The 16564-nt window shown below is 60.8% G+C and carries 11 protein-coding genes; 7 read left to right on the top strand and 4 right to left on the bottom strand.

Annotated features, from left to right (window positions below):
* Positions 1-60: 60 nt before the first annotated feature.
* Positions 61-1542, top strand: coding sequence for a TrkH family potassium uptake protein (locus LUN51_RS10645; protein WP_277811234.1), 1482 nt, complete (start codon positions 61-63; stop codon positions 1540-1542).
* Positions 1543-1546: 4 nt separating this feature from the next.
* Here the strand turns inward: LUN51_RS10645 and LUN51_RS10650 are convergent, their stop codons facing one another.
* Positions 1547-2722, bottom strand: a complete 1176-nt coding sequence (locus LUN51_RS10650; protein ID WP_277811235.1) for a 1-acyl-sn-glycerol-3-phosphate acyltransferase — start codon at positions 2720-2722, stop codon at positions 1547-1549.
* Entirely contained in the window at positions 2719-3648 is a 930-nt protein-coding gene (locus LUN51_RS10655; protein WP_040241727.1) for a recombination-associated protein RdgC, read from the bottom strand. Before LUN51_RS10655 ends, LUN51_RS10650 begins: the two co-directional genes overlap by 4 nt.
* A 353-nt stretch (positions 3649-4001) precedes the next feature.
* Between LUN51_RS10655 and gyrA the strand changes: the two genes are divergently transcribed.
* The 6 genes from gyrA to rpsA all read left to right on the top strand — a co-directional run bounded on the left by gyrA (position 4002) and on the right by rpsA (position 13820).
* Positions 4002-6740 carry a DNA gyrase subunit A gene (gyrA, locus tag LUN51_RS10660; RefSeq protein ID WP_277811236.1) on the top strand — a complete coding sequence of 913 codons (2739 nt, stop codon included), beginning with the start codon at positions 4002-4004 and terminating at the stop codon, positions 6738-6740.
* A gap of 55 nt (positions 6741-6795) precedes the next feature.
* A complete protein-coding gene (gene serC / locus LUN51_RS10665) occupies positions 6796-7881 on the top strand; it encodes a 3-phosphoserine/phosphohydroxythreonine transaminase (protein WP_277811237.1) in 1086 nt (361 codons plus the stop codon).
* Positions 7874-8995, top strand: coding sequence for a prephenate dehydratase (gene pheA, locus LUN51_RS10670; protein WP_378094062.1), 1122 nt, complete (start codon positions 7874-7876; stop codon positions 8993-8995). Before serC ends, pheA begins: the two co-directional genes overlap by 8 nt.
* Positions 8996-11248, top strand: coding sequence for a bifunctional prephenate dehydrogenase/3-phosphoshikimate 1-carboxyvinyltransferase (locus LUN51_RS10675; protein WP_277811238.1), 2253 nt, complete (start codon positions 8996-8998; stop codon positions 11246-11248).
* Entirely contained in the window at positions 11245-11943 is a 699-nt protein-coding gene (cmk, locus tag LUN51_RS10680) for a (d)CMP kinase (protein WP_277811239.1), read from the top strand. The genes LUN51_RS10675 and cmk overlap by 4 nt, the downstream gene beginning before the upstream one ends.
* A gap of 194 nt (positions 11944-12137) precedes the next feature.
* The gene (gene rpsA / locus LUN51_RS10685) at positions 12138-13820 is read left to right on the top strand and encodes a 30S ribosomal protein S1 (protein WP_075369788.1); all 1683 of its coding nucleotides are present in this window, start codon (positions 12138-12140) and stop codon (positions 13818-13820) included.
* Positions 13821-13951: 131 nt separating this feature from the next.
* On the opposite strand, the gene LUN51_RS10690 is transcribed toward rpsA, so the two are convergent.
* Both LUN51_RS10690 and groL read right to left on the bottom strand, forming a co-directional pair.
* Positions 13952-14689, bottom strand: coding sequence for an RNA methyltransferase (locus tag LUN51_RS10690; protein ID WP_277811240.1), 738 nt, complete (start codon positions 14687-14689; stop codon positions 13952-13954).
* A gap of 198 nt (positions 14690-14887) precedes the next feature.
* The gene (groL, locus tag LUN51_RS10695) at positions 14888-16531 is read right to left on the bottom strand and encodes a chaperonin GroEL (protein WP_277811241.1); all 1644 of its coding nucleotides are present in this window, start codon (positions 16529-16531) and stop codon (positions 14888-14890) included.
* Between the last annotated feature and the right edge of the window lie 33 nt (positions 16532-16564).

Consider the following 16564-nt stretch of genomic DNA (forward strand, 5'->3'; position numbering starts at 1 on the left):
TTTATCGTGCCTCCGTGGGTCATGGGACGTCGGCGACGCAGGGGTCGAGGAGGTAGACAGGTGGAGGTGATTCAACCACGCATCAAGCGGAGCCTGGTGGTATCTGCGCCGGTGGTCAGGATTCTGGCGGTATTGCTTGGCGTGCTGGCGATCTTGATGGTCGTGCCGCTAGGTATATTGACTCTGGAGGGCGACCCTGACCGTGTTGCTTTTGCGCTGTCGATTGCGATCGTGGCTGGTACTGCGTGCCTCATGTGGGGCGTTACGCACGGGGTCGAGATTCTGCTGCGGCCGCGCCAGATGTTCATTCTCACCACTTTGAGCTGGGTGCTGGTGAGTGCTGGGGCGAGTTTGCCGTTGATTCTGGGGGCGCCGCAGTTGTCCTTTACCGATGCCGTCTTCGAGTCCGTGTCGGCGATTACGACCACTGGTTCGACGGTGCTGGTGGGCATCGACGGTTTATCCGACGGCCTTAAATTATGGCGTGGCTTGATGCAGTGGCTGGGCGGTATCGGCATCATCGTCATGGCGATCGCTATCCTGCCGTTCCTCAAGGTCGGGGGCATGCGCCTTTTCCAGACCGAGTCGTCGGACTGGTCCGACAAGGTGCTCCCTCGTGCCGGTGGCATCGCCAAGGCGAGTGGCGCGATCTACCTGGGCGGGACCTTGCTGGCGATGCTGACGTACTACCTGGCGGGCATGACGCCGCTGGATGCCGTCGTGCATGCCATGAGCTCCATGGCCACCGGGGGCTTTGCCAACTCGGATGCATCCTTCGGAGTCTATCACGATCGCCCGCTGATCCTGTGGCTTGCCTCGTTCTTCATGCTGTGTGGTGCGCTACCGTTCGTGCTGTTCATTCGCGCGCTGCGTGATACGCCTCAGGTACTGTGGCAGGACCAGCAGGTACGTGGACTGTTGGGGCTGCTGTTCGTAGTGATACTGGGGTTGACGCTGTATCGCGTCGTCGGGGGCGTGGCGTTTTTCGAGGCGCTGACCCAGGTCGCGTTCAACGTGATCTCGGTGGTCACCACCACGGGCTACGCTTCCGACGACTATACCCAGTGGGGACCGCTGATCGTCGCCGCGTTCTTTTACCTGACCTTCGTCGGTGGGTGCAGCGGCTCGACCAGCGGCGGCATGAAGATCTTTCGCTTTCAGATCGGCGCCATCATGCTGTTCACGCAACTGCGCCACCTGGTGCATGCCCAGGGCGTGTTCGCGCAGCGCTATAACGGCAATCCGTTGAGTGACGAGGTCGTGCGCGGCGTCATTGCATTTTCGTTCTTCTTCTTTTTGACCATCGCGGGACTGGCGCTGGGGTTGGCGCTGCTGGGGCTGGATCTGGTCACGGCGCTGTCGGGGGCGGCCACCGCCGTCTCCAACGTCGGCCCCGGGCTGGGGCCGATCATCGGGCCGGCGGGGAACTTCGCGCCGTTGCCCGATGCGGCCAAGTGGTTGCTCAGCCTGGGCATGCTGATGGGGCGTCTGGAGATCCTGACCGTGCTGGTGCTGTTGACGCCCACCTTCTGGCGGAAGTGACGCCTCAGGCATCTTCCTCGACATGACCGGCGCGATTGAGGATGGGGTTGGCGTATTGGCGTAACCACCAGTACCTCAGGTGCTCGGGCACCGACGCCAGCCGCGTTTCGAAACGCTGGCGGTCGGCATCGGTGACCTCGCTGAGGTCGACCAGTTCCGGTGCCAGGCCGCTGGCTTCCAGCGCCAGCTGATGGCTGGGGAACATGTGGTAGTTCGCCAGTACCTGGCGGTCGATTTCCTGGGTCACGGCTTCCGGGGTCGCGAACTCGCTCCCCAAGGGCGTGCCGAAGGTCAGGCGAATACGCCCCTTGTGGCCCGTGATACCGGCGACAATGGACTGAATATCCTCGAATTCGACCTTGTCGTAACGGCCGTCCGTGTGACGGGCATACAGCTCGCGTGCCTTCTGGAGGTCGCAGGGGTCGTATTCGTAGCTGATGGACACCGGCACGAGGCGTAGCTCGGATACCGCGGCACCGATATCGGCCTCGCCGCCGTCCATGCGCTGGGCCATGCCGAGCATCTTGACGATGGCGGTATCGGCGCGATCGATGCCGTCCTTGGCGCGCCCTTCGCGCTCGGCGATCCAGATCGAGTGGTTATCGGCGGTGACCGAATGGCGGATATAGCGCGATAATGTCTGATATGCCTGCAGCATTGCCCGCTTGCCCTTGGCCGAGCGTGGCACGATGAAACTCTTGTTGAGGCGCATCAGGTCATTGACGAACGGCTTTTGCAGCAGGTTGTCGCCAATCGCGATGCGCACGGTATTGCGACCTTTCTGGTAGAGCGCGTAATTGACGAACGCTGGGTCCATGGCGATATCGCGATGATTGCCGATGAACAGATAGGCCTTGTCGGCGTCGAGGTGCTCGAGCCCCTCGATCTCGAAGGCATCCGTGGTGGTGGCGATCATGCGTGCCATGTAGCGGGCGATGCGCTGCTGAAAGGCTGTAACGCTCTCAATGTTGCGCATTTCGTGTTGTAGCCCCAGGCGCGCGATGAAACGCGCCACGGGCGGCGCGTAACGCGCCAGCCGGGGGAGACGGAAATGCGTGATCGCGTCGAGCAGTTCGTCGCAATGGGCAAGGCGGTCGAGTACCGTCGCCACCTCGTCGTCATGATAAGGGCGAATGGCGTCGAAATCGTGGGGAGCGGATTGAGTCGGTGCGTGCGTCATGATGTCGGCGCTGCCGGGTCGGCTTCACCGCCCAGCCAATCGATGAGTTGTTCGATGAATCCAGAGAGCACTTGGGCCATGAGGGCGAAGTCCGTTTCCAGGCGTAGCGTGGGGTCGTCATCGTCTTCTTGTTGAGCGGCTTCGTCGAGCAAGGCGTCGGCGAAGCGCAGCGATTTGAGCGTCAGATCGTCGTGCAGGACCAGCGATAGCTGATCCTCGACATCCAGACCCAGGCGGCTGGCCTGACGCCCACTGGCGAGCACACTCTGCACTTCTTCGCCGTCGAGGTCGATGCCTCGCGCGCGCCACACGCCATCGTCGCCGTTGGCGTCCTTGAGCTCGACCTGATCGCCCAGCTGCAGTCCTTCGGGACGCGAGGCGATATCCTCGAGCCAGGCGGTCATGCTGCGCGAGGGCAGTTGGCGCACGGCCAGCGGCGTGACTTTCAGCGAGCCCAGCGACTGGCGCAGTAGGTCGAGAGCGTCCTCGGCACGGGCGCGGCTGGCGCAATTGACGGCGATGAGGTCGCGCTGGGTGTCCCACCATATATCAATGCGTTGGCTGCGCGTGAAGGCGCGCGGCAGGAATTCCTCCACGACCTGTTCCTTGAGTGCCTGACGCTCGCGGCGTGGCAAAGGGCTACCTTCGGCGGCCTCGCGCTCGGCGGCGCGTTCTTCTACTTCCTCGCGTACCACCGAGGCTGGTAGCAGGCGCTCCTGGCGCAGCAATGACAGCAGGCGATGACCCTGGATCTCATGGACGAGCTGTTGGCCGCTTCGCCCCGCGGGGCGTTGCCAGCCGAGGCGCTTGCCTTCACTGGGCGACACCGGCCGAAAGGCGAAGGCCTCCAGGGCCGATTCGAGTTCCTCGAGTGCGATGGGCGTCGTGTCGTGCAGGCGATAGAGATGCAAGTGCTTGAACCACATGGGCCTATTCCGTCACAAAGGGGCTCATTATGGCGAAACGCCAAGGCGGGTGCCACTCCCCCAGTCGGATGCGCTTGTCAGCGGGACATGAGGAGACGTGTTTTTCTTGCGCTCGTGAGAAGAGAGCGATTGCATAGACCAAGCCTGCCGCATTGCCATGTGAAATGGTATGATAGCGTGATTCGGGCCCCCTTGAGGTGGGCCCGCCATCGAAGCTCAATGATTGCTGTGACGGCCATTGGCGTCGAGCGCTGAAGAGTGGTCTGCGGGACTTCGTGCTCCGTGAGGCCGCTGTTCGTTTCATTCAGTGCCATGACCGATGGTATGGCGCGGTGCAAAGGATTGAACGACCCATGGGTGAGATCGCCAGAGAAATTCTGCCAGTCAATATCGAGGACGAGCTTAAACAGTCGTATCTCGATTACGCCATGAGCGTGATCATCGGCCGTGCGTTGCCGGATGTACGAGATGGCCTTAAGCCCGTGCACCGGCGCGTATTGTTTGCCATGCACGAGCTCAGCAATGACTGGAACAAAGCCTACAAGAAATCGGCACGTGTCGTGGGTGACGTGATCGGTAAATATCACCCGCACGGGGATAGCGCGGTCTACGACACTATCGTGCGCATGGCGCAGACATTCTCGATGCGCTATGTGCTGGTCGATGGCCAGGGTAACTTCGGTTCCATCGACGGCGACAGCGCGGCGGCCATGCGTTATACCGAGGTGCGCATGGCGCGCCTTGCTCATGAGCTCCTTGCCGACCTGGAAAAAGATACCGTCGACTGGGTCGATAACTATGATGGCACCGAACGCATTCCCGAGGTGCTGCCGACCAAGGTTCCTAACCTGCTGGTCAACGGGGCCTCGGGCATCGCCGTGGGCATGGCGACCAACATCCCGCCACACAATATGCGCGAGGTGATCGATGGTTGCCTGGCGCTGATCGACGATTACACGCTCAGCATCGACGATCTCATGGCGTATATTCCAGCTCCCGATTTCCCCACCGGCGGGATCATCAACGGGCGCGCGGGGATTCTCGATGCCTACCGTACTGGGCGTGGGCGTATCTATGTGCGGGCTTGTCATACCATCGAGCACAACGACAAGACCGGGCGCGATCACATCATCGTCACCGAACTGCCGTATCAGGTGAACAAGGCGCGTTTGATCGAGAAGATCGCCGAGCTGGTCAAGGACAAGCGTATCGACGGCATCGCCGAGCTGCGCGACGAGTCCGACAAGGAAGGCCTGCGCGTGGTGATCGAGGTCAAGCGCGGCGAGTCCGGCGAAGTGGTCGTCAACAACCTGTTCGCGCATACCCAGTTGCAGACCGTATTCGGCATCAACATGGTGGCGCTGGATAACGGCCAGCCGAAGATCCTCAACCTCAAAGAGATTCTCGAAGCATTCATTCGGCACCGTCGCGAGGTGGTGACGCGGCGCACACTGTTCGAGCTTAAGAAGGCGCGCGACCGTGGTCATATCCTCGAAGGCTTGGCCGTGGCGATCTCCAACATCGACGATGTGATCGAGCTCATCAAGGCGTCGCCTTCGGCGACCGAGGCCAAGGAAAAACTGGTCGCGCGTGCCTGGCAACCGGGGCAGGTGACCGGCATGCTAGAGCGCGCCGGGGCAACATCCTGCAAGCCGGAAGATCTCGACGAAAGCTATGGGCTCGCCGACAACGAGCGTGAATATCGATTGTCGCCGGCCCAGGCGCAGGCCATTCTGGAATTGCGCCTGCATCGCCTGACCGGGCTCGAAACCGAGAAGCTGCTCGACGAGTATCTATCGATCCTCAAGCGTATCGCCGAGCTCAACGAGATTCTCGCCTCGCCGGAGCGCCTGCTAGAGGTCATTCGCGAGGAGCTTGGGGCGATTCGTGATCAGTACGGCGATGACCGTAAGACCGAGATTCAGGCCAGCCATCTGGACCTGACCATCGAGGATCTGATCAACGAAGAAGACATGGTGGTCACCATTTCGCGCAGCGGCTATGCCAAGACGCAGCCGCTTTCCGACTACCAGGCCCAGCGGCGTGGCGGACGTGGCAAGTCGGCGACCACCATGAAAGACGAGGACATCATCGAGCACCTGTTGGTGGCCTCGACGCATGACACCATGCTGCTGTTCTCCAATCGCGGTAAGGTCTACTGGCTCAAAGTCTACGAGATGCCCAACGCCAGCCGTGGTTCGCGCGGCAAGCCGCTGGTCAACATGTTGCCACTGGATGATGGTGAGTCGATCAACGCCATCCTGCCGGTACGCGAATACCGCGACGACTGCTACATCTTCTTTGCTACCGCCAAGGGAACCGTCAAGCGGACCTCGCTGGAGCAATTCTCGCGGCCGCGCAGCGTGGGCCTGATCGCCATCGACCTCGAAGAGGACGATCGTCTGGTCGGTGCCGCGATCACTTCCGGCAACGACCACGCCATGCTGTTCTCGTCCAGCGGCAAGGCGATTCGATTTGAAGAGCGCTACGAAGAAACTGTTAGCGAGGATGGCAACAAAAAGACTAAGGGCATCCGCCCGATGGGCCGTACCGCACGCGGCGTTCGCGGCATGCGCCTGAAGGACGGCGCCGAGGTGATCAGCTTGATCATTCCGCAGTCGTTGACCATCGATGCCGAGGCTGACGACACCGATAACGTCGCTGAAGAAGCGTCGGTTCAGACGATCAGTGAAGATCAGGTCTATATCCTAACCGCCTCTGAGAATGGCTATGGCAAGCGCACACGTCTCGATGAGTTTCCGCTGCGTGGACGTGGTGGCCAAGGGGTTATCGCCATGCAGACCTCGCGGCGCAACGGTGCCTTGGTGGCAGCGATTCAGGTCCGCGACAGCGATGAGATGATGCTGATTACTGACAAGGGCACGTTGGTGCGCACGCGGGTCGAGGAAATCTCGGTAAGTTCGCGCAATACCCAAGGAGTCACCCTGATTCGCACCGGCGAAGGCGAGCATTTGGTCGCCACGGTGCGGGTCGATGAGCCGGTCGAGGAACCAGCCTCCAATGAAGAAGAGGTGGTGGTCGACGAGGTGACGCCCGCGCCGGATGACGACGAGGCGCCACAAGGCGATTGAGTCTCAATGCGGCCGCTCCTTCGGGAGTGGTCGCTTTACGTTTGGAAACACGCTGATGACACGCAAGTTCAACTTCTGTGCCGGCCCAGCGGCACTTCCCGACCCCGTGCTCGAGCGCGCCCGCGACGAGTTGCTCGACTATCAGGGCCATGGTTTGTCGGTCATGGAAATGAGTCACCGCAGCGATGCCTTTGCGGAGATCGCTGTGCGTGCCGAGCGCGACCTGCGCGAGCTGCTGGCCATACCCGACAATTATCGCGTCCTCTTCATGCAGGGCGGCGCCTCCAGCCAGTTCGCGATGGTGCCTTATAACCTGCTGGGCAAGGGCGGTACGCCGAACTATCTGTACACCGGTATCTGGGGCAAGAAGGCGATTGCCGAGGCGCGTCATCTTGCGGGCGCGCACGTGGCGGCTTCTAGCGAAGCCAATGGGTTGACGGCGGTGCCACGGCCCGAGGACATCGTCTTGTCGTCGGATGCTGCCTATCTACATTACACGGCCAATGAAACCATCGGCGGCCTGGCATTCGATTATATTCCCGAGGTTGGCGACGTGCCGCTAGTGTGCGATATGTCCTCGTCGATTCTCTCGGGCCCGCTGGATGTGTCCCGCTTCGGCGTTATCTATGCCGGGGCACAGAAGAATATCGGCCCGGCGGGGCTGACCTTGGTCATCGTGCGTGACGACCTGCTCGAGCGTGCCTTGCCGAACACGCCGACCATGTTCAACTACCGGGTCATGGCCGAGAATGACTCGATGTTCAATACGCCGCCGACATATGCCTGGTATCTGGCGGGGCTGGTCTTCGACTGGTTACGCCACGATATGGGTGGGCTAGAGGCGATGGACCGGCTCAACGCGCGCAAGTCCGAAAAGCTGTACGCGGCCATCGATACCAGCGACTTCTATTCCAGCCCCATCGCCATACCCAATCGTTCGCGCATGAACGTACCGTTCGTGCTGGCCGACGAGACGCTCAACGGTGCGTTCTTGAATGATGCCGAGGCGGCAGGGCTTTTGAATCTCAAGGGCCACCGCAGCGTGGGCGGCATGCGTGCCAGCCTGTACAACGCCGTGCCGGAAGCGGCAGTGGACGCGCTGGTCGATTTCATGCGGGAGTTCGAACGACGCCATGGCTAATCACGACATGTCCGATAACAATGCCCCTATCACGTCGGCCGATCTGCCGGCACTGCGCGAGCGAATCGATACGCTGGATAGCGAGATCCTCAAGCTGATCAGCGAACGCGCGCATTGCGCACAGCAAGTAGCGCAGGTGAAAAACGACAGCGATCCGCAGGCGACATTCTACCGCCCCGAGCGCGAGGCTCAGGTGCTGCGCCGCATCATGGCGCTCAACAAGGGTCCCCTCGATGACGAGGAAATGGCCCGTTTGTTCCGCGAGATCATGTCGGCGTGCCTGGCGCTGGAACGGCCGGTCAAGGTGGCCTATCTCGGCCCCGAGGGCACGTTCACACAGCAGGCGGCGCTCAAGCATTTCGGCGACAGCGCGGTGAGCTTGCCGATGGCGGCCATCGATGAGGTCTTTCGCGAGGTGGAAGCGGGGGCCGCGCATTTTGGCGTGGTGCCGGTGGAAAATTCCACCGAGGGCATCGTCAATAGCACCTTGGATACCTTCATGGATGCCAGTCTGCGCATCTGTGGCGAGGTAGTACTGCGCATTCACCATCATCTACTGGTATCCAGCAATACGCGCCGCGACAAGATCTCGCGCATTTATTCGCATCCCCAGTCCCTGGCGCAGTGCCGCAAGTGGCTGGACGCTCATTATCCCAATGCCGAGCGGGTGCCGGTGTCGTCCAATGCCGAGGCGGCGCGCCTGATCAAGAGCGAATGGCACAGTGGCGCTATTGCCGGCGACATGGCCGCGAAGCGTTATGAGCTCGAGAAGGTCGCCGAGAAGATCGAGGATCGTCCCGATAACTCAACACGCTTTTTGATCATCGGGCATCAGGACACGCCGATCTCCGAGGATGACAAGACATCCATTGTCGTCGCCATGCGCAACCAGCCCGGGGCGCTGCATGACCTGCTCGAGCCATTCCACCGCCACAAGATCGATCTGACGCGCGTCGAGACGCGGCCGTCACGCACTGGGGTCTGGAACTACGTGTTCTTCATCGACTTCAAGGGGCATCGCGACGATCCGCAGGTCGCGGCGGTGCTGGAAGAGATTACGTTGCGTGCTGCTGAGCTCAAGGTGTTGGGGTCCTACCCTGTGGGTGTCTTGTAGATGTCGGAGCAGTCCTGTGCGCCGGCTGAGCGCGGTATCCTCATCATTGGGTTGGGGCTGATTGGTGGTTCGCTGGCGGCGGCCTTGAAGGAAGCGGGTTTTGCAGGGCGTATCCTGGCCTGTGATCGTGACGCCGATGAAGTGACGAGCGGCATCGATATGGGGCTGGTCGACGCTGGCAGCACCGAGCTGGCACCCTGGGTAGCCGAAAGCAGCTTGATTGTGCTGGCGGTGCCGGTGTTGGCGATAGAGGCCGTGCTGCGCGAATTAGCGCCGCATCTTGGCGATCAGGTGATCACCGATGTCGGCAGTACCAAAGGTGCCATCGAGGCGTCGGTCGAGCGGGTCTTCGGTGATATTCCGCCGCGCTTCGTGCCGGGGCATCCGATCGCCGGGTCCGAAAAAAGCGGCGTGGCGGCGTCCAATCCCGCGCTTTATCGTCGCCACAAGGTGATACTGACCCCGCGCGCTGACACCGATCCCGACGCTCTGGCCCGCGTACGAGTGCTATGGGCCGCGTGTGGGGCGGAGCTACTGGAAATGGACGTGGCGCGCCACGACCAAGTCTTGGCGCGCACTAGCCATCTCCCGCATTTGTTGGCGTTTTCGTTAGTCGACACCCTGGCGCGTCAGGACGAGCGCCTAGAGATCTTTCGCTATGCGGCGGGGGGCTTTCGCGACTTTACGCGCATCGCCGGTAGTGATCCGGTCATGTGGCGCGATATCTTCAGTGCCAACCGCGAGGCGGTGCTTGGCGCACTCGATGAGTTCGAGGCGGGCGTCGCCCGTTTGCGCCGTGCCGTGACCGACAATGATGGCGATGCCATGCTGGCGATCTTCGATCGTGCCAGTCATGCGCGGCAGTATTTCGATACGCTTTTGAACCAGACGAGTTATCAAGCGATGGAACAACGCAATATCCGTTACCGCGTGACTCCCGGTGGCAATGTGCGCGGTCGGATCCGCGTGCCGGGGGACAAATCGATCTCTCACCGCTCGATCATGCTCGGGGCGCTTGCCGAGGGCGTGACCAAAGTGCATGGCTTCCTCGAGGGCGAGGATAGTCTGGCGACGCTGCAGGCGTTTCGTGAAATGGGGGTGGCCATCGAAGGCCCACACCAGGGGCGCGTGACGATTCATGGCGTCGGCTTGCATGGCCTGACGGCGCCGGCCGGCCCTCTTTATGTGGGCAATTCGGGCACCGCCATGCGCCTGTTCGCGGGCTTGCTGGCGGGGCAGGCCTTCGATACCGAATTGACCGGCGATGTGTCGCTCAACAAGCGGCCGATGGGCCGAGTGGCCGATCCGCTGCGCGAGATGGGGGCGGTGATCGAAACGGCTGAAGGCGGCCGGCCGCCGCTGACGATTCGTGGTGGCCAGGCACTCCGCGGCATTCGTTATGACATGCCGATGGCCAGCGCCCAGGTGAAATCCTGTCTCTTGCTGGCGGGGCTCTATGCCGAGGGTGAGACGCGGGTGCGCGAGCCGGCACCGACCCGCGATCATACCGAGCGTATGCTCAACGGTTTCGGTTATGCGGTGCAACGCGACGCTGACGAAGCTTGGCTACAGGGCGGCGGCCGCTTGACGGCGTCGCCTATCGACGTGCCGTCGGATATCTCGTCGGCGGCGTTCTATCTGGTTGCGGCGGCCATTACGCCGGGTTCGGATCTGCTCCTGGAGCATGTGGGGACCAACCCGACACGTATCGGGGTCATCAATATCCTCAAGGCCATGGGTGCCGACCTCGAACTGCTCAATCCCCGGGAAGTCGGGGGCGAGCCGGTGGCCGACATTCGTGTTCGCCATGCGCCGCTCAAGGGCATCGATATCCCCGTGGATCAGGTGCCGCTGGCCATCGATGAGTTTCCCGTGCTGTTCATTGCTGCGGCCAATGCCGAAGGCGTGACCCGTTTGCGAGGCGCGGAGGAGTTGCGCGTCAAGGAATCCGACCGTATTCAGGCGATGGCCGATGGTTTGGCGATTCTTGGCGTTGAGAATACCGTCCATTCCGATGGCATCGACATCGTCGGTCGCGCCGACGCCAGCGATACGCATGTGGCGCATTATAGCGGCGGGCATGTCGATAGCCTGGGCGATCATCGCATCGCCATGGCCTTCGCCATCGCTGCCCTGCGTGCTGAGGGCGAGATCGTGATCGATGACTGCGCTAATGTCGCCACGTCGTTCCCGGGATTCGTTGATCTGGCGCGTCGCGTGGGGCTGTCACTCGAAGAGCAGGAGGCGTCATGAGCTTGTCGCACAGCGACGTGCCGGTATTGACCGTTGACGGGCCAGGCGGCGCAGGTAAGGGGACGGTCAGTCGCTTGATCGCCGAGCGTCTAGGCTGGCACTTGCTGGACTCCGGCGCCCTGTATCGTCTTACGGCGCTGGCGGCACTCAAGCATGGCTTGGCACTGGACGATGAAGCTGCGTTGGCGGCTTGTGCCGAAACTTTGGATGTCCGCTTCGTGGCGTGCGATGGCGAAACGCGTATCGAGCTGGAAGGTTGTGACGTGAGTGGCGATATTCGCACCGAAAAGGTCGGCGACGTTGCCTCGCAGGTGGCATCGTTACCTCGGGTGCGCGATGCGCTGCTGACACGGCAACGCGACTTTCGCGACAAGCCAGGGCTAGTGGCGGATGGACGGGATATGGGCACAGTGGTATTCCCCCATGCGCCCCTGAAAGTCTACCTGACGGCCTCAGCGGAAGAGCGGGCGCGGCGACGCCATGAACAGTTGCTGAACGCCGGTCGGGATGCTAATCTAACGAGTCTTCTAGAGGAAATTAAGGCTCGTGACGCGCGCGACATGCAGCGTGCAGTGGCGCCACTCAAACCGGCAGACGATGCCGTTTTGTTGGATAGTACGAGTCTTGCGATACCGGACGTGGTGGAGTGTATCGAAAGGCTGCTCAGAGCACGTGGGCTCGGCCTCCCGAACTGAGCAGCTGGGGTGAAACGGGCACCCATCCGGAGACCCTGGTCAAACGTCATGACGTGCGCGGGCGACAACCGAGAGCCTTCGCAGGTCGAACCAGCGCCAACGTTCCCAGGGATATGTAGGAAAGGCCCGCGCTTGCTGGTGGTGCGGAGAATGAGCGGCCTGGCCGCTATTAACGTTGATCACGTAGGAACAACATGAGCGAAAGCTTTGCTGAACTGTTCGAACAGTCCCTCCAGGACATCAATATGGAACCCGGTGCCATCGTCATGGCAACCGTGGTCGATATCGAAGGTGACTGGATTACCGTCAACGCGGGTCTGAAGTCCGAGGGGCAAATCCCCGTGGCGCAGTTCCGTGATGACAATGGCGAATTGACCATCTCCGTAGGCGATGAAGTCAAGGTTGCCCTTGAAGCCGTCGAAGACGGTTTCGGCGAGACGCGCTTGTCTCGCGAAAAGGCCAAGCGTGCCGAGGCCTGGAAAGAGCTGGAAGCGGCCTTCGAGAAGGACGAAATCGTCAAGGGCGTGATCAACGGCAAGGTCAAGGGTGGCTTCACGGTCGACGTTTCCTCTATCCGCGCTTTCCTGCCCGGTTCTCTCGTCGACGTCCGTCCGGTTCGCGATACTGCTCACCTCGAGCACAAAGAGCTGGACTTCAAGGTCATCAAGCTCGATCCCAAGCGTAATAACGTCGTGGTCTCTCGCCGTGCCGTTCTCGAAGCCGAGAACAGCGCCGAGCGTGAAGCGCTACTGTCTACGCTTCAGGAAGGTCAGCAGATCGACGGTATCGTCAAGAACCTCACCGACTACGGTGCGTTCGTCGATCTGGGCGGCGTCGATGGCCTGCTGCACATCACTGATATGGCGTGGAAGCGCATCAAGCATCCCAGCGAGATCGTGGCTGTTGGCGATGAGGTCAACGTCAAGGTGCTCAAGTTCGATCGTGAGCGCAACCGTGTGTCTCTCGGCTTGAAGCAGCTGGGCGAAGATCCGTGGGTCAATATCAAGGATCGTTATCCGGAAAACACCCGCGTAAATGCCCGCGTCACCAACCTGACCGACTACGGTTGCTTTGCCGAGCTCGAGGAAGGTGTCGAAGGCTTGGTCCACGTCTCTGAAATGGACTGGACCAACAAGAACATCCATCCCTCGAAAGTCGTCCAGGTCGGCGATGACGTGGAAGTCATGGTGCTGGATATCGACGAAGAACGTCGTCGTATCTCCTTGGGTATCAAGCAGTGCACCACTAACCCGTGGGAAGACTTCAGCGCGCGCTATAACAAGGGCGATCGCGTCTCGGGCACCATCAAGTCGATCACCGATTTCGGTATCTTCATCGGCTTGGAAGGTGGCATCGACGGTCTGGTCCACTTGTCCGATATTTCTTGGAGCGAAACCGGCGAAGAAGCCGTGCGCAAGTTCAAGAAGGGCGACGAAGCCGAAGCGGTCATCCTGTCGATCGATCCGGAACGTGAGCGTATCTCGCTTGGCATCAAGCAGCTCGAAACCGATCCGGTCTCCGAGTACTTGGCCGTCAACGATAAGGGTGCCATCGTCACCGGTCGCGTCGTCGAAGTCGATGCCAAGGAAGCGCATGTCGAGTTGGCGACTGATGTCGTGGCTGTACTCAAGGCCTCCGAGATCAGCCCCGATCGCGTCGAAGATGCTCGCAACGTGCTCAACGAAGGCGATAGCGTCGAAGCCAAGATCGTCGGTGTCGATCGCAAAAATCGTGCGATCAACCTGTCTGTGAAGGCGAAGGATCAGGTCGATACACGCCGTGCGATGGGCAAACTGCGCGATCAGGAAGCTGAGCCGGAGTCAACAGGCCCGACCACCATCGGTGATTTGATCAAGCAGCAGATGGGCGGCGAATAAGTCATATCACCGTCGCGTTTTCGACGCGGCGGTGAGCGCTTTATTGAGCCGTACAAAAACCGCGCCTCCAGGAGGCGCGGTTTTTTTGTGTCCGTCAGATGGCACATTCTTAGGGGTGAATGGTTTCTCTCTTAGTCATCGCGTTGTGTGCCGGCTTTTTCCAATGTCGTCAAGACACCGCGCAGGATGGAAAGCTCCTTGCGAGTGGGTTGAGCACGAGAGAAAAGTGCGCGTAGGTGATCTTCAGTACGCGCATGAGGCTGAGTCAGAAAACCTGAGGACGACAGGGCTTGGTGCAGGTGCGTCTCGAAGTGAGCCATTTGTTCGCGTGTCGGCAAGGCGGGCTGCTTGGACTTGGGCTGAGCGGCGCTCGGTGTTTGATGGCGCCATGCACGGCGTACTTCGTAGGCGAGTATCTGCACGGCTTGTGCCAGGTTGAGGACGCTGTAATCGGGGTTGGCGGGAATGCTGACCTGATGCGTGCAGTGTCGAATTTCATCGTTAGTCAGGCCGAAGCGCTCGCGGCCGAACACGAGTGCCACGGGGGCTTCATGCGCATGCTCGACCATTTGCACGGCCATGGGCTCGGGATCGTCGAAGTGGGGCAGGGGGAGGCTGCGCAGACGGGCGCTCGCGCCGACGACTTGAACGCAATCTCCGACGGCCTGCGAAATGTGCTCGACGACACGCGCGTTGTCGAGCACATCGGTGGCGCCAGCGGCCAGCCGTGTGGCTTCCTCGTCGGGAAAGCAACGGGGGTTGACCAACACCAGGTCGCTCAGGCCCATGGTTTTCATGGCGCGTGCGGCCTGGCCGATGTTGCCGGGGTGGAAGGTTTGAACGAGTACGATACGAATATTGGAGAGCATAAAGCGTCGCGATACAGTCGAAGGCAGGGCGATAGTGTACTTGGGCTACGGGCTACGGGCTACGGGCTACGGGCTACGGGCTACGGGCTACGGGCTACGGGCTACGATTGGCCTATGTCCGGACATGAAAAACCCCCACCGGTTGCCCGGCAGGGGTTCGAGTCACGGGACAGCGCCCCGGGAGTCGGTAGGCGGTGATTACATCATGCCGCCCATGCCTCCCATGCCGCCCATGTCTGATGCGCCGCCGCCGGCTTCTTTCTCGTCCGGATCGTCGGCGATCATGGCTTCGGTGGTGATCATCAAGCCAGCCACGGAGCCAGCGGATTGCATTGCGCTACGCGTGACCTTGGCGGGGTCGAGAACGCCCATTTCGAACAGGTCGCCATACTCACCAGTTTGTGCGTTGTAACCGTAGTTACCTTCACCGGCCTTGACCTGATTGACGATGATGGACGCTTCCTGACCCGCGTTAGTCACGATCTGACGCAGCGGCGATTCCATGGCACGCAAGGCAATGGCAATGCCGTGAGTCTGATCTTCGTTCTCACCCTTGAGGTTGGCGAGATTGCCAAGGATGCGTACCAGTGCGGTACCACCACCAGGCACGACGCCTTCTTCAACGGCCGCACGTGTGGAGTGCAGCGCATCTTCGACGCGGGCCTTCTTCTCCTTCATTTCGAACTCGGTCGCGGCGCCCACACGGATGACGGCGACACCGCCGGCCAGCTTGGCGACACGTTCCTGAAGTTTTTCACGGTCGTAGTCGGAGCTGGTGTCTTCGATCTGAGCGCGGATCTGGCTGACACGCGCTTCGATGTCAGACTCGACACCGGAACCATCGATGATGGTGGTGTTTTCCTTGGACATGGTGACGCGCTTGGCGCTACCCAAGTGATCCAGGTTGGCTTGCTCGAGCGTCAGACCGACTTCCTCGGAAATCACGGTGCCGCCGGTAAGGATGGCGATGTCCTGCAGCATGGCCTTGCGACGGTCGCCGAAACCGGGTGCCTTGGTCGCCGCAACCTTGACGATGCCGCGCATGGTGTTGACCACCAGTGTCGCCAGCGCTTCGCCTTCGATATCTTCGGCGATGATGCCCAGCGGCTTGCCAGATTTAGCGACAGCTTCCAGCACCGGCAGCAATTCACGGATGTTGGAAATCTTCTTGTCGACCATCAGCAGGTACGGATCTTCCAGTTCCACCATCATGGTGTCCTGGTTGGTCACGAAGTAGGGCGATAGGTAACCACGATCGAATTGCATACCCTCGACGACTTCCAGCTCATCTTCGAAGCCACGGCCTTCGTCGACGGTGATGACGCCTTCCTTGCCAACTTTCTGCATGGCGTCGGCGATGATCTCACCGATACGCTTGTCGCCATTCGCGGAAATGGTACCGACCTGTGCGATAGCCTTGGCATCGGTGCACGGCACGGAAAGCGACTGGATTTCCTTGACGGCAGCCTCGACGGCTTGGTCGATACCGCGCTTGAGATCCATCGGGTTCATGCCCGCCGTCACGCCTTTCATGCCTTCAGTGACGATGGATTGGGCGAGAACGGTCGCAGTAGTGGTGCCATCACCGGCCACGTCAGAGGTCTTGGAAGCAACTTCCTTGACCATCTGTGCGCCCATGTTCTCGAACTTGTCCTTGAGCTCGATTTCCTTGGCGACGGAAACCCCGTCCTTGGTCACGGTCGGTGAGCCGAAGGACTTTTCCAATACGACGTTACGTCCTTTGGGCCCGAGAGTGACCTTGACGGCGTCGGCCAAAGTATTAACACCGCGCGCCATGCGCTTGCGGGCATCATCGGAGAATTTGATCTGTTTAGCTGCCATTTCTAGCTCTTCCCATTAATGGCGCGATTTAGT

It is taken from the genome of Chromohalobacter canadensis (assembly GCF_029544075.1).
In the GTDB taxonomy this organism is placed as follows: Bacteria; Pseudomonadota; Gammaproteobacteria; order Pseudomonadales; family Halomonadaceae; genus Chromohalobacter; species Chromohalobacter canadensis_A.